The following is a 19246-nucleotide window of genomic DNA, read 5'->3' on the forward strand; positions in this document are numbered from 1 at the left end:
GATTATGTTATCATTCATGTTTAAGATATCCAGATTTAGATTCTGGATTTATACAGGGGGAACATTTGTAGTTGGTTATGCTCTCGCCGTTAACACAATAGGGGATTTTTTCAGGCTTGATTACTACATTTATCTGTTATATTTTTTCTTTTTTGCAAATGTGTTTATATATGGAGTCAATGATTACTGGGATGAGGAAACAGATAAAAATAACCCTAAAAAAGATGAAAAAGAATATAGAATAGTTAATTCTGAAAAAAGGAATCTTTTAAGGGTCATTTATTTAGTTGCAGGTATCAGTCTTGTCCTGCTATTTTTTCAAACAAATTTAGAAAGAATTTTATTTTTAATATTCCTTTTACTGTCGTACTTTTACAGTTCTCCACCACTAAGGTTTAAAGAAAGGCCGTTACTGGATTTTTCATCTAATTATTTGTATATAATGCCTGGAATATTTGCCTACAGCATGGTATCAAATTCTCTACCTTCTCTAATAATTTTAACAGGTGCTTATTTCCATATATCTGCAATGCATATATTTTCTGCAATTCCGGATGTTGAATATGACCGTGCTGCTGGAATAAATACCACTCCTGTTTTTATAGGTGAAAAATATGCATTAATTCTTACACTAATATTCTGGTCGATATTATCTGTAATAGTAATAATACTTGCAGGGTTCAGGTTATTAAGCTTTTTAGTATTATTATATCCTCTGTTTCCACTTCTACTCTTAATTACTGACAAATTGGATATTAATAAGCTTTACTGGTATTTGCCTTATGTAAATACAGCTTTAGGTGGTTTGCTTTTCTTTGCCCTGATTGTTAATAAAAATATTTTAAGCTTGTAAATTTACCCATTAATATTCGTTTTTTAATTTAATCACACGTTTTTAAGCGGTTGTTTGGAACAAAATACGCTAATGAAAATAATTAAAAATAGTCATGGTAAGTATTAATAAATATATTATTTATATTATTACAGTGGGTACTTATGGTAAATTTTCACAAATACTGGATTTCGGTAGTTGAATTAAGCCCTGTAAAAACTGCAGACTGAATTACAGTACCCGAATGTGGTAAAAAGAAATGTTGTGTCTGAAAATATTTAATTTCTAATTTGGTTTGGTAGGTTTAAGGAATAATGAGAGGTGAATTTAATGGAAAAGGTATGTAATGTTTCTGATATTCCGGAAGGGGCTATAAGGGGGTTCACTGTTAAATTCAGATACCTTCTTCTGGCGAATTTAGGTGGAAAATTTTATGCTGTAGATGCTGTGTGTCCCCATATGGGCGGGTACCTCCCTATTGGCAAGTTTGAAAACGGCATTGTAACATGTCCGGTGCACGGCTCCCAGTACGATGTTAAAACTGGAAAACTCGTTAAAGATGTCCCTGGCTTTTTGAAGATTGTTACAGGCGGAGGGTCGCGTGATTTGAACAGTTATAACGTTGAAATAGAAAATAACTCTGTTTTTGTTAAATTTTAAATTGAGGAATGAACTGTAAAATGGATAACCGGTTTTAATGATGGGTTTAAATTTATTTGGTGTTTGAAAAAATCTGTCGAAATTTACCGTTGAAAAATCGTAGCTTCCAAAAAAACGCGGAGTTTTGATGTTTGCAAAAATCAAAAATTTTATTTGATTGAAACTCCTTGAACTATTCACATTATGTCCTAACATGGCACCTCAGATATTGAAAAGCGTCACAAAGCTATATGTGGGAGAATATGAAAAGAGAGGAAGTTAAAAAGTTAATGTACAGACGGTTTATTGAACCTACAAAACTAAAAAAAGATGTTTTTACTGGAGTAGAACTGGAATTACCTATTATCAACTTAAATAAAACGGCAGTGGATTTTAAACTAGTTCATAAATTGACTGTAAAATTTAAAAACTACTTTAACTTCAAAATAAAAGACAGAGATGAAAATAATGTAATCTGTGCCCTTGAAGATCAGGTGACAGGTGATATCTATACTTTCGATTGTTCTTATAACAACCTTGAAATTTCATTTGGAAAAGAAAAAAACTTGTACCATGTTAAAGAAAGGTTTGAAGAATACTATAAATTTATTCAGGACGTATTAAATAAAGAAAACCATACTCTAACCGGATTAGGCATTAATCCTTATAGAAAACATAACAAACGTCTTCCTATACCTAATGGGAGATACAGGATGTTGTATCATCATTTATGTTTATATAAGTTGTATGGGGATGGAATAAACTTTCATGATATGCCTGAATTTGGTATGTTTACGAGTGCATCACAGACTCATATAGATGTTAATTTTGATGATTTAATACTTGCCCTAAGTGTATTTTCCAAACTTGAGCCAATAAAAGCTGTTCTTTTTTCTAATTCTGTGTTAAACGGAGAAAACATGGAACTGGCCTGCAGTCGAGATATGCTGTGGGAAGACAGTATGCATGGGTATAATAAGAAAAACATTGGAATGTTTGATACCCTACCGCAAAATATTGAAGAACTCCTTGAATATTTGCTCAGTACAAGCATATACTGTACTGAACAGGAAGGGAAGTACCTTAATTTCCAACCTACTGTAGTAACTGAATTTTTTAAAAAAGATGAAATAAATGGAGAATACTTTGAAGGTGGAAAATATCATGAAATAATATTTAAACCAAAAAAAGGGGACTTTAATTATTTTCGACCTTTTAAATTTGTTGATTTAACTTTTAGGGGCACAATAGAATTTAGATCAGTTTGTTGTCAGCCGATTAATGAAACAATGACTGCTCATGCATTCCATCTGGGACTTATAAATCAGATAGATGAAGTAAACCAAATTTTAGATGAGGATACTGCCATATTTAACAAGCCATACTCTTTAACTGAGCTGCGAAAAATGTTTGTAAAATCTTATCTTCCAGAATTTGTAGAGGAAAAAGAACTTAAAAAGCTTTTAATTAAAATTCTTGATCTAGCATCAAAAAGCCTAAAAGAAAGGGGAAACAAAGAGGAAAAGCTGCTAAATCCATTGTATAAGCGAGCAAAATCATTAGAAAACCCTGCTCAAAGACTGATAAAACATCTGAATTCTGGAGGAAAAATAGAAGAGCTAATCCATGAATATGGAAAGCTCTAGTTCAATGGATAACTTAATTTATTTACTTGTTTTCACTTAAATGACATACACATGTATTCTGGCTGATATTTAATGTGTGATGATGCTCTGGTTCATATTGATGGCTTAATTAACTTGTTTTTACTTGATGGCATATTATATGTATTCTGGTTGATACTTAACATGTGGTAGTGCGTTATTATAATTTTTACAAGTCCAGATACATAGTTGTTTAAACTGCTAAAATTAATTATTAATTTTAATTTATAAACAAATGAAAAAATTTAAATTCACTGTAGTAACACTTTACTTAAAAACTTAAACATTTTTTAAGTAACAGGTGAACATTTTGGATAAACAGCGATTACTGGAAACATTTTCAGATTTAGTTTCAATTTACAGCCCCTCCCTTTCAGAAAGACTTGTTTGTGATTATTTAAGTTTTAAGCTTAGCAAATTAGGATTTACCCTTCATGAAGATTTAGTAGGTGAAAAGATTGGGGGAAACAGTGGGAACTTATATGGATTTTTACCAGGGGATGAATCTTTAGAGCCACTGCTTTTCTGTGCGCACATGGATACAGTAGAACCTGCCAAAGGAAAAAAAGCCATATTCCATGATGATGGGTCAATTACATCAAATGGAGACACTATTTTGGGATGCGATGCATTATCTGGAGTATCAGCCATTATAGAAGCGGTTACAGCAATAAAAGAAGAAAACATAAACCATCGTCCAATAGAAGTATTATTTTGCGTTGCAGAAGAGATATATGGTCTTGGATCAAAGTTTTTTGATTATTCTATGATAAAATCAAAAGAATCATACACTCTTGATTTATCAGGAGAAGTTGGATCAGCTGCTTATAAAGCGCCTTCACTCCTTACTTTTGATATAATCATAAAGGGAAAGTCAGCTCATTCTAGTTTTAAATGTAAAGAAAATGTTAATGCGATAATCGTTGCTGCAAAAGCACTTGCACAAATAAAAACCGGCAAGATTAATGAAAACTCTACATGTAACATAGGACTTATTCAAGGGGGACGCGCTCCAAATATTGTGCCTGATTTATGTGCTGTTAAAGGAGAAATAAGAAGTTATTCCCATGATGAGACTTTTAGATTATTAGATGAAGTTATAGAAATATTTTCCAAAATAACGGAAGAACACGGGGCCAAAATGCAAGTTACACATGAACTTCGTATAGAAGCATATGAAACACCATTAAACCATTCTGTTATAAAAAGGTTTCAAAATGTATGTGAAAAATTAGGCATTCCTTGTAAACTATGCTCCACACTCGGTGGTAGCGACAACAACAACATAGAACAGCATGATATAAATGGACTTGTGCTGGCGGCAGCCATGAACGGTTGCCATTCCTGTGAAGAATGCACTTCTGTTTTTGAACTTGAAAATATAACAAAAATTGTAATTGAATTGATGAAGGGTGAAATTTAAAAGACACTGATGAATACAGCACACTTAAACAACGTTTAGCCGCGCAAAATGAGATTATATTAACTCTAGAAAGGAACAGGCTGCAAAATGAAACACTAATTAAACAGATCTGATGATTATGTCATAAAATTGAACAGTTAGAAGCTAGAATGATGAAATACCTAATGCCTTGATTAATTTATGGAGGAAATACTTTTGGATAATAGTAATATGTCTTTAAGCTTTTTAAATGAAGCATACAAATGTAAACCTGCAGATTTGAAAAATTTTCATATAATATTTTAATAAACTTTTACATTAGACTTTTATTAGATTAAGGATTATATATTGCCAGTTGAAATAAAATATCTTTAATGAAAAATGAATCAAACAAATTTGCTATAAAATTGAAATTATTCGAATTTGGATTTAATAAAAAACTGTTTTTTATTTTATGCATAACCATATTATGGCTGGCTGCTTTGATAGCTTATCTTACCCCTAATTTTAATCACTGGTTTTTACTAAATTTCAACTCATTACGTACTGATCCACTATTTGCCTCTTTATGTTATTATTATACTTATTACATGCTTTATGCTATCATACCTCTTGTTTTAATCTTTTATTTAGCGGCTTTTAAAGTTAATAAATTAAAAAAATACAGGATGGTACTTTTCCTTGCCTTTATAACTCTGGCCATCGGCATTCCAATATTAGATATAATAAAGTTATATTCAGCTGTTCCGCGTCCATGGATACTCTACCTCGATATTAATAGTTTATATCATGGAAGGGGGACTTCTTTTCCTTCCGGACATGCCTTTCAAGCATTTGCAGGTACATTACCAATTATAATCTGCTTTTTAACCAGTGATGGGTATTTTAAAAGAAACAATATAAAAATTGCATTAGCAATTTTATTGCTGATTTTTGCAATAAGCCTTTCTTTCAGCAGGATATTGGCCGGCATGCATTTTCTAACGGATGTTTTATTTGGAATTGGGCTTGCAATGTTTCTGATGGTTCTATTAGCGGTTCTATTAAAATGGTTATTAGATACTGGAAATTTAAACCTTAAAAATGAAAAATGGCATGCTCTTGTATTTACTATTTTGATAGTATTAGATCTAATTTATCTATGAATTAAAATTAAACAAGATTAATTTATATTTATTTGAATCAATTTTATCAGTAATTTAATATTATGTGGGTATTAATGGGATTATAAAAAATTAAAAAAGGATATTTTAATTAAATTTTCTTCATTAATTTTACTATTTTTAGCCATATGGTCGTTAAATGTTGATATGTTTAGCCACATGGTCGCTATATCTGATTTGTAGTGACATGATCAATCTAAAATGAGCAGATGGTATGATATCCAATACAATCATTTCCTGGTTTTTTTAATCTCTTTGGCCATTTTTTTTATATCTTTCCATTTCTTTTTTTCTGCAAGTTTAGGGTTCTTTTTCCTTTCAACAGCCTGCATTTCTTTTTGTAATTTTCTGTAACTTTCCAGCCTTTTATTTGATAGTGCTCCTTCTTTTATTGCTTTTTTGACGGCACACCCTGGTTCGGTTTCATGCAAGCAATCAGAAAATTTACACTGCATCTCAAGTTCTACAATATCACTGAAAAGATCGATCAATCCTTCTCCAGCATCCCATAACTGAAGTTCCCTCATTCCTGGATTGTCTATAATTAAACCGCCGTTTTCTAAAAGGATCATTTCTCTTTCAGTTGTGACATGCCTTCCTCTGCTGTCTTTTCCCCTGATTTCACCGACATTTTGTCTTTCATAACCTTCAAGAATATTGATAAGTGTAGATTTGCCCACACCGGAGGATCCTAAAAGTGTCACAGTTTCACCGTCTTTAAGATAAGGTGATAGTTGATCTATGCCTTTATTTTCCATAGAACTAATAGCAACCACATTTGTATTAGGTGAAATCTCTTTAACGTATCTTATTTTTTGTTCAACATCTTTGCAAAGATCTAATTTACTTAGAACCACTACTGGTTCTATTTTGCTTTCATTAGCTATAGCAAGGTATCGTTCTATCCTTCTTAAGTTAAAATCTTTGTTTAATGATGTAACTATGAAAACAGTATCAATATTTGTGACAATTATCTGTTCTTCAGTAACATTTCCAGCTCCTTTCCTGGAAAATTTGTTTTTTCGAGGTAGAATTGCATGTATAACAGTAGAACCTATGTCATCTTTTGATACGGCTACCCAATCCCCTACTGCGGGAAGTTCTCCATTTTGGCGTAAATTACCTGAAACTTTTGCACGGACCTCTTCAGATTTATTATACACTTTATAACCGTTTTTATATACAGTTGAGACCCTTGCTGGTTCATATAACTCTACATACTTCCTAAAATGTTTACCAAAAAAGGCATTCCATCCTAATTTCTTTAATAAATTATTCAATTTAATATCTCCATTTTATTAATATGGCAGTGTTCAGCTTTTTAGATCTGGGTTCTGATACTTAATTTTTCACTGAATTAGGAATTGTTCATAAGTATATAAGTATTATGCGTTTTTTATTAAATAGAAAAAGTTAGATAGTATTACGTGGGGTTTCAGGATATTTTAGAGGTTGCATCGATTTATATTTCTTTAAATTAGACTATATTTGGTCATATATTGCGTTATGGGTGGTTTAATGAACTTATATGTTAATAAGAATAAAATTTCCAGAAACGTGATGAAGATATTTTTGTTAAAATCTATCTATGAGTGCTACCACTTTTTACATTGTTTTTCAATTTTAGTAAAATTTCAATTTTCCAGATTTTAATAAATAATATAAATTGTATTAACCCATATTATTAATCAAGATATCAATATTTAAAATATTACATTTATCTTATAATCCGTATTTAAAGCATGAAACAGGTGTTTAGGAGGAAATTCCCTGGTTTATAAGAACGTAGATAAAACTGAAGAAATTGAAAACTCGAACTTATTTTTAAATTCTAAATCCTCACAGGAAAGACAAAAATGGCTTATTGTAGGTTTTGATCCTGGATTAACTGTAGGAATAGCTATTTTAGATCTCTCGGGAAATGTAATCGCAACCAAGAGCTGCAAAGAAATGGCCCGAGCTGAAGTAATAAAATTTATTATAAGTCATGGAAAAACTGTTTTAATAGCTACTGATGTTTATCCTGTCCCTAAAAATGTTAGGAAGCTTGCATCAACACTTAACTCTAAAATTTATTCTCCAAGTAAAACTTTTACTGTTAGTTCCAAGACAGAACTTGTAGATAGCTATCTAAATGAGATATCTTCTAATAATTATCCTGGAAATGCTCACGAGAGAGATGCTCTAGCTGCTGCAATTAAAACATACAAGCATTACCAAAAAAAGCTCCAGCAGATTGAGAGGCGTACTGAAAAATTGGGTTTAGCACCTGAAGAAGTGGACGAAGTCAAAAGTATGGTCATCAGGGACCGTCCAATTACTTCTGCAATAGACGATGTTTTAAAAATCCCTGAAGGTAAGGATGACCTGGAAGTTCAGATTGAGGAAATGGAGAATAACATTGAATTTATAGATGAAGAAAAACTCAAAGGAATTGAAGAAGCCGCCATAAAACTTAAACATAAGATAAAGTCTCAAGAAAGGCAGATGAGCTATTTGAAGAAGAAAAATAAGCTCCTTAAAAAGGATGTCAGGCACTACAAAAAGAAGACTTCCAGACTTGAAGATAAAATAGAAAAACTGCATTATGAGTATTCAAAGGATATCCTGCGTAAAAAGGAAATATCTTCAAAAGTATCCCTTATAAAAGGGCTCCAGGAAAAGTATACTCAGGAAAGGGTACTTAGAGAAAAGCTTGAAGAGAATCTGCGTTCCATGAAGGAAATAAGGGTTATGGAGCTATCTGAAAAAGCAGTCCCTGTAAAGATCATTGAATCGTTTACCCGCGAGAAAATCAAAGAGGCTATGGATTACTGGACTATTAAAAAAGGAGATGTGGTTCTTTTATCAAGTTCTGAAGGCGGGGGATCTCAAACAGCTTCAATGCTGATTAATATGGGTATAAAAGCCGCAATATTTGTGGATAAAATGTCGCACCCTGCAGAGGAAGAATTTGAGAAGAGTATGGTGCCGGTACTAGATGCAAATAAAATTGATCTTGAAATAATTGATGAATTTGCAGTTATAGATAAAGATATTTTAGATAAAGAAATTGAAAGCTGGAAAACACGTGTTGAAAACAGACGGAATAAGGAAGAGAAAAAACAGCTCTTAAAAATGATAGATGAATACAGGGCTCATAGAAGAAGGCCGTCAAATGGTGATTAAATTCATTTATAGTTATTGAATTATTTTAATTTAATATAGTTAAAAGAAAAAAACAAGAAAAGATAGTTTATTTTTCAGTTGCATCTTCTACAATTCTTACATTCTGTACTGGAGGCTCAGTAGGTATTGCTCTTGCAATCAGGAGTGTTGCAATTACTGCAATTATTGTTATTAAAACTGCATAAATGAGTAAACCTGTAACTCCATTCCCTGTTTTGAAAAATTCTGCTATTACAGCTTTTATAGCATCATTCCATGCTAAAGCAGCAATTAACCCAAAAGCAGTTGTTACCAATGTGGATATTGTAGTCATAACCGTACTTTTCACATTATTTACATTTTCTTTCATTAATATCTCCCTTTTTGATCTAAATTACAATATAATTGAATATATATGAAACTAATCAAATAAATTATGATCTTAATTATATTTTTTAAATCTTGATTATGGATAATGAAAAATTAATTTCTAATAATTATAAAAACTGAAATGTTAGGTTAATTCCTTTCAAATTCGTTTTGTTTGAAGTATGCCGAGACTCAGTAAATTTGTTAGTGAATTGGGTTAATATATAGATTAATTTAAATGTAGAAAGAATAATAAAAGTTTTTTCACTGATTTAAAGGTATATTGATGCTTATTTTGAATTGAAAGTTTTATCAGATGAAAACTTCATTTCATGTAGGAGCATTATACCAATGAAATTCTAATCGTATATTTTCAATTAAGTCTACTACTATTAAAACTTAAAATAAACTTATAATTAATAAAATTCACAGTATTACGGTTTTTTTATTTAATTTAAATATTATATTCAACCTTATTATTTTGAATAAGTATTATTCAAATTTTTATTAATTTTTGTGTGAATATTACATCTTGATTAGCTCATTAAAATAGAATATTAATTTATTTAGGAATAGATGCTATAATATTTTCTATTTTTTTATAATAGCAAATTATGACATTATTAAAATTAAATTTAATTTTATCGACTTATGGATAATTAGAATTTGCATGTAATAAATGGGATTCTAGAGTAAAAACCTTTTAAAAAACTTGTATAAATAAAAATAAGTCTTTTTGGAGGGAATAATCAAATATAAAATAAGGGCAATGGATTTATTTGAAATAAATCTCAATTATTTCACGAAAATGCCATTTGCCCAGATAATACTTCTAGAATTACCATTGCATGTTTTGGTGGAGATGAAATTTTTTGTAAATCAGAGTGATTTGAGAGATTACTCTGGTTTTTGTCTTTCACAACTATTTAAATATGATTTGAGAGAGTGTCAAAATGAAAAATGTTTACAAAATAGGTTTAATTGGATATGTTTTAGTGATGATTTTTAGTGTAATTACACCAGTAATATTTAATAATGAACAACTTCAATCGTTTGTAATATTCCCCCTAATTTTAGTTTTAGCCTATTGGACTAAAATGAATGGTAAAGAGTTGGGTTTGGAGTTTGGAAGTTTAAGAGATTATATGTGGGCTATTTTATATCCAGTAAGTATTTGTGCAGTGATTATTGTCATTGCATTGGCAACTGGGAATATTAGTGGAATTCAATACTTTGATGGAACAGCTGGAAAAATCGCTTATCTTTTCCTGTATACACTTATATTAGCATTTGCTACTGAAGAAGGCTTTTTCAGAGGGTGGCTTTTTGGAATACTGGAACGGGGCAAAATAAATCCTAAATTGATTCTCTTACTCACGGCGTTAGCTTTTGCTTCATGGCATTTACCTTTATTCTTCCTGGACGCGTCGTTCACGCTGGGTATGCTTCCTATATACATTACTGGTGGGATTATTGGGGGGCTGACCTTTGGGCTCTTACGGTACATTTCGGGTTCTATAATTGTATCCTCATTCTCCCATGCTCTTTGGAATACATTAGTTTATATTCTATTTGGTTTCGGCAGTACTATCGGTATTTTGGGAATTAAAATGACTAACATATTTAGCCCTGAAAGTGGTTTGTTAGGATTGGCTTTTGGTATAGTGTTCCTGGTTATTTTATGGTTCTGGGCCTCTAAAAAAATAGGCTTCAATTATCCAACAGAAAAATAGCCTCAAACCAAAGAATGTTTTTAATTACAATCCTGGACTTCCATGCGATGTCCAGGACAATTTATGTTAATGGTCTAATTTAAAACTGTTTTTATGTTATTTATATTCAGATAAATTAGTTGTGTAAGTAAGTTTAATTTGGTACATAAACGTGAAATAATCCCAATTAAAAGATAAATGGGGTCAATAACTGTATAAAACACAATTTAATATCTAATTTGAACTCATCTTTGTCTTCTATGTAAAAATCTCAATTAACATCATTCTTGACATATAAATAATTCTGGATGTCCAAATTTTGAATTATATAAAAATAAGTGATCTATACGTGTATCCATACTTTAATATTTGAAATTTTCAAAAATAAGTAATTAAATAGGTGCTATTGCATAGAAGTAAGCTATATGTTTTGGTTCATATAATAAAGCTTAATAAACTGGAAATTTTCTTTGTAACCTTGGATAATTTCAAAGAATTAAATTTATTAAGCTTGAAATATTAAATTGCATTATGAAAATTGCAGTCATTATTGGGACAAGGCCGGAGATAATCAAAATGGCCCCTGTAATCGATGAAATAGAAAAAAGAAATATCGATTATATTTTAATCCATACTGGACAGCACTACGACCATGAAATGTCTGACCAGTTTTTTATTGATTTAGAATTAAGAAAGCCTGATTTTAATATAGGGGTTGGCTCTGGATCCCATGGGAAACAAACAGCGACCATGATGAATGGTATTGAGGAAGTTTTAGTTGCAGAAAAACCTGATATAGTTCTTGTTCAGGGAGATACTAATGCAGTACTTGCAGGGGCACTTGTGGCATCAAAGCTCCATATCCCTGTAGGGCATGTTGAAGCAGGTTTAAGGTCTTATGATAAATCCATGCCTGAAGAAATAAACAGGGAAATTGCAGATGTATGTTCCAAACTTTATTTCGTGCCAACCGAAGAATCAGCAGTTAACCTGCTTTTTGAGGGTATCAGCCCCAAAGATATTTTTATTACTGGAAATACTATCGTTGATACATGTATCAGAAACCTTAAAATTGCACAAAAGTCAGAAGAAAAACCTAAATTTGATTTTGATGGAGATATTCTCACCCTTACCATGCACAGGGCAGAAAACGTTGATAACAAAGAAAGGCTTCAAAATATTATAGATGCACTGTTAGAATTAGATGATGTAACAGTTGTTTTTCCAGTACATCCAAGAACGGTTAAAACCCTTAAAGAATTTGACATGTTTGAGAAATTAGAGAATGCTGATCATATTAAGCTTATAAAGCCTGTAGGTTATCTTGATTTCTTACTTCTCCTGTCAAAGTCTAAATTTATCATGACTGATTCTGGAGGACTACAGGAAGAGGCAATTACATTAAATGTACCCTGTATGACTTTAAGATATAACACTGAACGCCCTGAAACAGTTAAAGCTGGAGGAAATATCCTTGTTGGAGCAGAAAAAGATAAAATAACAAGTACAGTTAAAGAAATCTTAAATAATGATGATCTTTATGGTAAAATGAGCAAAGCTGAAAATCCTTATGGTACTGGGAATTCTTCAAAAGGAATTCTTGATGCAATTTTGGGTCTATACGATGCAGGCGAGCTTAAAATAACTGTACCTGAAGATATAATGAAAAACAGGACCCGTAAACTTCTTGAAATCAAAGAAGATATATCTGTATTGGAATTTGAAAATAACCATGATTCAATAGTGAAAATGGTCTTTGAAGAGGGTAGTGCTGTATTTCCCTATGAGAATCTTAACTTAAATGGTAAAACTGCATTAATTGATAGTTTTAAAGCAGATTAGTTGTTATTTTGAAAATTAGTGAGTATTGGTAAGTAATTGTCAATACTTCAAATTATTGATGTAACTTAATTTATTTAACTTTTTTATAGGGAATAAAGTAACTTTTCTAAACTTATAAAATTTAGGTAATTAGCTTTGGCACGATAAACAAATTATCTTATTAAATAGCGCCAAAAGTATTGGGTCATTCACTATAAATTGGATAAGTTTTAATTGATTGAGACAGTTATTAATATTGATTAATTAAATTTTGAAATTAGTTAAATATTTGTTATTAATATTTTAATTTAACTAAAAAGGGATAGAAACAATAAATTTTGAAATTAGTTAAATATTTGTTATTAATATTTTAATTTAACTAAAAGGGATAGAAACAATAAATTTTGAAATTAGTTAAATATTTGTTATCAATATTCCAATTTAACTAAAAGGGATAGAAACAATAAATTTTGAAATTAATTAGATATTTGTTATATATTTTATATATTAACTAAAAGGGATAGAAACAATGATTCTCGAAAATTCAAAGATTACAGTTTTTGGTCTTGGCCATATTGGGCTCCCGACTGCAGCCCTTTTTGCAAATAGCGGTTTGCAGGTTACAGGAGTTGACATAAACAAGAGAACGATAGAATATGTAAATAAAGGTAAGACTCCAATTATGGAGCCAGGACTTGATGAATTGGTGAAGAAAGCAGTTGAAAGTGGTAAACTAACTGCAACTGACGATGGAATCGCCGCTTCTAAAGATTCAAGAATCAAAATAGTAATTGTCCCAACACCTGTAGATGAATTTAAAAAATCAGATTTATCTGCTGTAGAATCAGCATGTAAAACCATTGCAAAAGCTTTAAATAAAGATGATCTTGTTATAATAGAAAGTACTACGCCCCCAAAAACATGTGAAAACATTGTAATTCCAATACTTGAAGAAAGCGGGTTAAAAGCAGGGAATGACTTTGGAGTAGCATATACTCCTGAGAGGGCGCTTCCAAATAACACCATTTATGAAATGACCCATAATGCAAGGGTAATTGGTGGAATCAACGAAAAAAGCGCAGATACAGCTGTTTCTCTTTATGAACACATTACAAAGGGCAAAATAATAAAGGTTAATGATCTGATAACTGCAGAAATGGTCAAACTAATGGAAAATACGTATAGGGATACCAATATAGCGCTGTCCAATGAACTTGCAAAGGTCTGTGAAAAACTTGGCATTGATGCAATAGAAGCTATAGCTGCTGCAAACCACCACCCTCGAGTTAATATACATACTCCAGGTCCTGGTGTTGGAGGACATTGTTTATCTATTGATCCATACTTCATAGTGGAAATAGCTGAACAAGAAGGAATAGAATCTACTTTAATAAAGAATGCAAGAGCTATAAATGATGGAATGCCGGGACATGTTGCTGAAATTGTAGTTAACACGTTAAATGATGTTGGAAAACAAATCAATGATTCTAAAGTAGGTATACTGGGTGTCGCATACAAAGGAAACGTAGCTGATGCCAGGGAAACACCGGCAAAACCATTGATCGAACTTCTGCTTGAGGAAGGCTTTGATGTATACGCCCACGACCCACATACTTCCAGTGATTTAATAAAATACTTTGGTGCCGAGCCTGTAAGTATGGAAGAGGTTTTGAAGTGTGACTGCGTCGTGCTCATAACTGATCATGATGAGTATAAATCAATTACGCCAGATATGATTGAAAATAAAATATTCGTTTGTACAAGGCCTATTTTGAACCCGGATGAATTTAAAATGGAAGGCGTCATCTTTAAAGGAATTGGACGGCTTTAAACTTTTTCTGGAGTTGATTATTTGAAAATACTTGTTCTTGAATATATCACAGCTATGGGAATTGACGATCCCTCTTTATGGTCTGAAGGACAGGCAATGCTTGATGGATTTTTAGAGGATTTTAAAGATAGAGATGTAGATTATCTCATATCTTTGGACCAGTCTATTTCTCGTAATAGTTATTGTAATCCAGTTAAACTTGAAGGGGAATTAATGAATTGGTTAGATGAAAATATATCAAATTATGGCTCATGTCTTGTAATAGCTCCTGAAGAAGATTTTATTTTATATGATATAGTAAATTTCATCGAAAAAAAAGGCGTGGAGATTATAGGATCAAGTTCAGATGCAGTAATGAAATGCTCTGATAAATTCAAAATGTATGAATCTCTCAGAGATAATGTCCCAATAATTGAGACTGAAAAAGTATTTTTCAAGGATATGGATAGTTATAAACCATTTAATAATAAACGGATTTTAAAACCTGCTGATGGAGTTTCATGCTCAGGTGTACATGTTGTTAACTCAAAGGGTGAAATGAAAAAAGCAGCTTCTTTGATTGAAACCAATCTTCCCTATTTTATAATTCAAAACTTTATAGGGGGAACTTCAGCCAGCGTGAGTTTGATAAGCAACGGCAGGGAAGCAGTTCCGTTAAGTCTGAATCTTCAAGATATTCATTTTTCAGACGAGGGGATAAATTATAATGGGGGGCAGGTGCCTTTAACTCATGAACTTGAAGAAGAAGCTAAAAAAGTGGCAAAAAGGGCTGTAGAATCAATAGATGGCCTTAAGGGCTATGTTGGTGTTGACATGATTCTGGGAGAGAAAGTGCATCTGGTTGAGATAAATTCAAGGATTACAACTCCTTACGTGGCTTTAAGGAATCTTTTGAATTTTAATCTTGGTGATGCCATTTTAGATTCTATCTACTGTGGTAAATTACCTACAAAAATTAATTTAAGTGGAGCAATATCATTTTGTAAAAAAGACGATGTTTTAAAGCTTGATAAATTGGGATGAGTAATGATTAAAACTATTATGAGTTTAATTAAATGCATTGAAAGTTTAAATGAAATAAATCTTGAGATATCTAAAAAATAATTTAAAATAATAGAGTGATCTTTATGAAAATTGCGGGATTTGACATAGGTGGAGCAAATACAGACCTGGCAGTGGTTGACTTTGATGATCAGGGTAATATAACAGGAATTAAAGCAGATTTTGAGTATTTTCCAATGTGGTTAAAAAATAATGAACTTGGTGATGCCCTTTTACGCTTACTTGGTGATGATTTAAAGGATATAGATGCTGTGGGCATTTGTATGACAGCAGAACTTGTGGATGCATATAAAACAAAGAGAGAAGGAGTAATAGACATTGCAAAAAAATCTAAGGAATCATTTCCGGTTCCTGTAGGTTTTATTGGAATAAATGGTGTTTTAAGTTTTGAAGAACTTGTTGAAAGGCCTGATGAAGTTGCTGCAGCAAACTGGATTGCAACATCTAAAATAGCAGCAGAAATAGAGGAAAATTGTATAATGATAGATACTGGAAGCACAACCACAGATATTATTCCAATTAAAAATGGATCTGAATGCGCTAAAGGTAGATCTGACCTTGAAAGATTAAAAACAGGAGAACTGGTATACAGCGCAACTCTCCGGACAAATTTGGCTGCAATAGTAGATAAAGTACCTTTAGGTGATGAATGGGTAAGGGTATCTTCAGAACTTTTCGCAGCCACTGCAGATATTCACACAGTACTTGGAAACATAACTGAAGAGGATTACAGCTGCAGTACCTGTGATGGGGCAGGAAAATCAAAAGAAGAGTGTATGCGAAGAATTTCAAGGGTTATTTGTGGAGATATGGATATGCTGAGTGAATCTGATATAGAAAAGATTGCAGCATATATCTACAAGAGACAAGCTGAAAAAGTTGCTGAAGCCCTTTTAGAAGTTTCAGAAAGGGAAAATATCACAAAAGTTGTAACAACTGGTCTTGGCATGGACATAGTTGGTGCAAGAGCAGCAGAAGTAGCTGGACTTGAATCAACAGGTATGGATACAATACTTAAAAAGGATGAATGTGTCGTTGCCCCTGCAGTTGGTACTGCGCTGATGATGAGGGACCACATAAAAGATTAAATTCATTTCAACTTTTTTTATTAAATTAAGACTATCTTTGAATTTGATAACAGCAAATTATAATAAGTTTTAAACTAAAACCAAACCTTTTAAATTGCAAATATTAACGGAAAGCGTAGTGATTTAATGATTAAGAAGATGTTCATAATACTCATTTTAATGGTGGGTATAATAGCCGCGGCAGTATTTATGCTGTATAATTCCAGCGATCATTCTACTTTAGGTTCAAATAGCAAAAGATATGTCACTAAAGATGTATATGCTCATTACAGCGCATCTGCACCTAAAATAGCAGTTATAACTGGGATGCATCCGAGGGAAACTTCTGCTAAAACAGTTGTACCGGAAGTTATTAAATTATACGCACTTACGCACAACGTTGAAATTGTAAATTATAAGGTAACAGTTACTGACAGCCCGCAGGATTTCACAACCGGTCGTTACAACGGTCAGTGTCTGGTGGCCAAATATATAATTCCAGATATCGCAAAATCAAATTACAGCCTGGTAATAATAGTCCATGACCATGAAAAAGGATATGGCAGCGGATATTATATTGCTACTCCTACAATGGACTCACCATCGGTAAATCTTGCAGAAAAAGTGAGCAGTCTTTTACCTGATTTTAATTACTACCAGAGAAACACGGATTCAAAAGCTCAAAGTTCATCAATTGCCCAGGTTGACACTCCAATCGTAAATACAGGAACTCCAGTATTTGTTTATGAGATTCCAGAATGGTTAAGTAATTCTAATGTATTTACTAACTCCAATAGGTTAATTGATGCCTGTTTTAATTCAATTTAAAGAATTAACTACATTTACTTTTTATTTTGAACGATATGTTAAAACTCGTAGGAAATATAATTATGAAAAAAACTTTAGTTATAATTGGTATAGTTGTTATTATCGTTGCAGTTATGGTTGGATCTTTAAATACAGCCAGTTCAATTAAACATTTTACTTTAGGGTCAGATAATAAAGGATTCGTCACTAAAACCATATATGATCATTCAGGATCATCGACTAAGAAGATAGCAATTGTAACTGGAATGCATCCGAGGGAAATTTCAGCTAAAATGGTGGTGCCTGAAGTTATAACAGATTATGCTAAATCACACAAAGTTGAAGTTGTAAGCTATCAGGTAACTGTCACTGCTAATCCTGATATATTTGTAACTGGCCGGCATAACGGTGAAAGCCTCGTTGCTAAATATGTAATTCCTGATATTAAAAAATCAAATTATGAACTGGTGATTATCTGCCACAATCATGAGAAGGGCTATGGTAATGATAGCTATTACATTGCCACCCCTACAATGGATTCTCAATCTATAACTCTGGCAGAATCAGTACACAATCTCTTGCCTGATTTTAATTACTATCAAAGAGACGCAGATTCGAAGGCTCAAAGTTCATCAATTACCACTGTTGATGACCCAATCGTAGCTACTGGGACTCCCGTTTTTGTTTATGAGATTCCAGAATGGCTAGATAACTCTAATGTATATTCTAATTCTAATAAGTTAATTGATGCATGTTTTAAGTCAATTGGGGCGACTTAAACATATTCCCTTTTTATTACTAATTTTTATAAAAGTTTTTATATGGTTAGATCAAACCTTTCTTAGGCAGGTCAATAAATCTCTAAATATTCAAAAATCAGAGCTGACAATTTCCAGAAATCAGAGTTCTAGGTGAATTCAATGATTAAAAAAAAATTAACTATAATTGTTCTATGTGCAATTGTTATCATATTAACAGCTGCATCTTTAAATACAGCTAGTTCAACTAAACATACTACTTTAGGTTCAGACAGCCGAGGCTATGTCATAAAGGATGTGTATATGCCAAATGAGACTTTAAGCTCTAAATTGGCGAACTTTACTGGTACTTCTTCTCAAAAAAAAGTTAAAGTAGCAGTTGTTACAGGTATACATCCTAGAGAAACACTTTCAATAAATGTATCTGATGCTGTAGTAAAAGATTATGCTAAATCCCACGATGTTGAGATAGTACATTACACCATTGTAGTGCATGAAAACTTTGATTATTATACTGCAGGTAGAAACAAAGGACAGGGTCTTGCCGCAGATTATATCATTCAAGATGTTGCTAAATCTGATTATGATGTTATAATAATATGTCATGACCATAAAAAAGGTTATGGTGAAGGGTTTTACATTGCAACTCCTTCAATGGATAATAAATCTGTAACACTTGCAGAAAAGGTTGACAAAGCTATGTCTGGATTAAGATTCCTGCCTTCCGATGAAAATCCTAAAAAGAAAGGTACATCAACCGAAGTTTTCACAAAACCTTTAGCAGCTACTGGACACGCTACATTTGTTTATGAGATCCCTGAATGGGTGAGTTACAGCGAAGCTTATAATGTGACCTATAATTTAGTTGACACGGCTTATAATTCGATATAATTAATGGAAAATCAACATTTTTCATATAATTATTGTTTAACTTTTTTTAAATTTTGCAAAATCAAGGAATTTAAAAACTAA

General features: G+C 32.0%; 16 protein-coding genes. 14 read left to right on the forward strand and 2 right to left on the reverse strand.

Annotated elements, in window-relative coordinates; all coding sequences use genetic code 11:
• Positions 1–4 precede the first annotated feature (4 nt).
• The 5 genes from EJ01_RS12855 to EJ01_RS12875 all read left to right on the forward strand — a co-directional run bounded on the left by EJ01_RS12855 (position 5) and on the right by EJ01_RS12875 (position 5682).
• Positions 5–853: a prenyltransferase gene (locus tag EJ01_RS12855; RefSeq protein WP_048080776.1), complete on the forward strand. Its 849-nt coding sequence runs from the start codon at positions 5–7 to the stop codon at positions 851–853.
• A gap of 309 nt (positions 854–1162) precedes the next feature.
• Positions 1163–1492 (forward strand): Rieske (2Fe-2S) protein, encoded by a 330-nt coding sequence (locus tag EJ01_RS12860; RefSeq protein WP_048192890.1) that lies wholly within the window; start codon positions 1163–1165, stop codon positions 1490–1492.
• A gap of 242 nt (positions 1493–1734) precedes the next feature.
• Complete coding sequence (locus tag EJ01_RS12865; RefSeq protein ID WP_048080774.1) at positions 1735–3117, forward strand: hypothetical protein; 1383 nt, start codon at positions 1735–1737, stop codon at positions 3115–3117.
• Between the two features lie 328 nt (positions 3118–3445).
• Positions 3446–4558 carry a M20/M25/M40 family metallo-hydrolase gene (locus tag EJ01_RS12870; RefSeq protein ID WP_052376171.1) on the forward strand — a complete coding sequence of 371 codons (1113 nt, stop codon included), beginning with the start codon at positions 3446–3448 and terminating at the stop codon, positions 4556–4558.
• Between the two features lie 461 nt (positions 4559–5019).
• The gene (locus tag EJ01_RS12875) at positions 5020–5682 is read left to right on the forward strand and encodes a phosphatase PAP2 family protein (protein WP_245611211.1); all 663 of its coding nucleotides are present in this window, start codon (positions 5020–5022) and stop codon (positions 5680–5682) included.
• Between the two features lie 248 nt (positions 5683–5930).
• On the opposite strand, the gene rsgA is transcribed toward EJ01_RS12875, so the two are convergent.
• Complete coding sequence (gene rsgA / locus EJ01_RS12880) at positions 5931–6980, reverse strand: ribosome small subunit-dependent GTPase A (protein WP_048080772.1); 1050 nt, start codon at positions 6978–6980, stop codon at positions 5931–5933.
• Positions 6981–7503: 523 nt separating this feature from the next.
• Here rsgA and EJ01_RS12885 point away from each other — a divergent pair.
• Positions 7504–8868 carry a DUF460 domain-containing protein gene (locus EJ01_RS12885; protein ID WP_084689220.1) on the forward strand — a complete coding sequence of 455 codons (1365 nt, stop codon included), beginning with the start codon at positions 7504–7506 and terminating at the stop codon, positions 8866–8868.
• Between the two features lie 67 nt (positions 8869–8935).
• On the opposite strand, the gene EJ01_RS12890 is transcribed toward EJ01_RS12885, so the two are convergent.
• Positions 8936–9217, reverse strand: coding sequence for a DUF5654 family protein (locus EJ01_RS12890; RefSeq protein ID WP_048080770.1), 282 nt, complete (start codon positions 9215–9217; stop codon positions 8936–8938).
• Positions 9218–10169: 952 nt separating this feature from the next.
• Here EJ01_RS12890 and EJ01_RS12900 point away from each other — a divergent pair.
• From EJ01_RS12900 to EJ01_RS12935, 8 genes are all read left to right on the forward strand, one after another.
• On the forward strand, positions 10170–10949 hold the full coding sequence (locus EJ01_RS12900) for a CPBP family intramembrane glutamic endopeptidase (RefSeq protein ID WP_048080768.1): 780 nt from the start codon (positions 10170–10172) through the stop codon (positions 10947–10949).
• A 510-nt stretch (positions 10950–11459) separates the two neighbouring features.
• A complete protein-coding gene (gene wecB / locus EJ01_RS12905; RefSeq protein WP_048080767.1) occupies positions 11460–12770 on the forward strand; it encodes a non-hydrolyzing UDP-N-acetylglucosamine 2-epimerase in 1311 nt (436 codons plus the stop codon).
• A 508-nt stretch (positions 12771–13278) separates the two neighbouring features.
• The gene (locus tag EJ01_RS12910; protein ID WP_048080766.1) at positions 13279–14580 is read left to right on the forward strand and encodes a nucleotide sugar dehydrogenase; all 1302 of its coding nucleotides are present in this window, start codon (positions 13279–13281) and stop codon (positions 14578–14580) included.
• Positions 14581–14601: 21 nt separating this feature from the next.
• On the forward strand, positions 14602–15603 hold the full coding sequence (locus tag EJ01_RS12915; protein WP_048080765.1) for an ATP-grasp domain-containing protein: 1002 nt from the start codon (positions 14602–14604) through the stop codon (positions 15601–15603).
• Between the two features lie 104 nt (positions 15604–15707).
• Positions 15708–16730 carry a hydantoinase/oxoprolinase family protein gene (locus EJ01_RS12920; RefSeq protein WP_048080764.1) on the forward strand — a complete coding sequence of 341 codons (1023 nt, stop codon included), beginning with the start codon at positions 15708–15710 and terminating at the stop codon, positions 16728–16730.
• 126 nt (positions 16731–16856) lie between these two features.
• A complete protein-coding gene (locus EJ01_RS12925; protein WP_048080763.1) occupies positions 16857–17537 on the forward strand; it encodes a hypothetical protein in 681 nt (226 codons plus the stop codon).
• A 62-nt stretch (positions 17538–17599) separates the two neighbouring features.
• Positions 17600–18295 carry a hypothetical protein gene (locus tag EJ01_RS12930; RefSeq protein ID WP_048080762.1) on the forward strand — a complete coding sequence of 232 codons (696 nt, stop codon included), beginning with the start codon at positions 17600–17602 and terminating at the stop codon, positions 18293–18295.
• A gap of 141 nt (positions 18296–18436) precedes the next feature.
• Complete coding sequence (locus tag EJ01_RS12935; RefSeq protein WP_052376175.1) at positions 18437–19165, forward strand: hypothetical protein; 729 nt, start codon at positions 18437–18439, stop codon at positions 19163–19165.
• The last annotated feature ends 81 nt before the right edge of the window (positions 19166–19246 follow it).

It is taken from the genome of Methanobacterium veterum, from assembly GCF_000745485.1.
Classification (GTDB): Archaea; Methanobacteriota; Methanobacteria; order Methanobacteriales; family Methanobacteriaceae; genus Methanobacterium_D; species Methanobacterium_D veterum.

What these genes read in the sequence shown, in the direction of transcription:
- EJ01_RS12925 (WP_048080763.1), top strand. Translation starts at nt 16,857, where the DNA reads ATGATTAAGAAGATGTTCATAATACTCATTTTAATGGTGGGTATAATA.
- EJ01_RS12860 (WP_048192890.1), top strand. Translation starts at nt 1,163, where the DNA reads ATGGAAAAGGTATGTAATGTTTCTGATATTCCGGAAGGGGCTATAAGG.
- EJ01_RS12865 (WP_048080774.1), top strand. Translation starts at nt 1,735, where the DNA reads ATGAAAAGAGAGGAAGTTAAAAAGTTAATGTACAGACGGTTTATTGAA.
- EJ01_RS12920 (WP_048080764.1), top strand. Translation starts at nt 15,708, where the DNA reads ATGAAAATTGCGGGATTTGACATAGGTGGAGCAAATACAGACCTGGCA.
- EJ01_RS12935 (WP_052376175.1), top strand. Translation starts at nt 18,437, where the DNA reads ATGATTAAAAAAAAATTAACTATAATTGTTCTATGTGCAATTGTTATC.
- EJ01_RS12855 (WP_048080776.1), top strand. Translation starts at nt 5, where the DNA reads ATGTTATCATTCATGTTTAAGATATCCAGATTTAGATTCTGGATTTAT.
- EJ01_RS12900 (WP_048080768.1), top strand. Translation starts at nt 10,170, where the DNA reads ATGAAAAATGTTTACAAAATAGGTTTAATTGGATATGTTTTAGTGATG.
- EJ01_RS12930 (WP_048080762.1), top strand. Translation starts at nt 17,600, where the DNA reads ATGAAAAAAACTTTAGTTATAATTGGTATAGTTGTTATTATCGTTGCA.
- EJ01_RS12910 (WP_048080766.1), top strand. Translation starts at nt 13,279, where the DNA reads ATGATTCTCGAAAATTCAAAGATTACAGTTTTTGGTCTTGGCCATATT.
- EJ01_RS12890 (WP_048080770.1), bottom strand. Translation starts at nt 9,217, where the DNA reads ATGAAAGAAAATGTAAATAATGTGAAAAGTACGGTTATGACTACAATA.
- wecB (WP_048080767.1), top strand. Translation starts at nt 11,460, where the DNA reads ATGAAAATTGCAGTCATTATTGGGACAAGGCCGGAGATAATCAAAATG.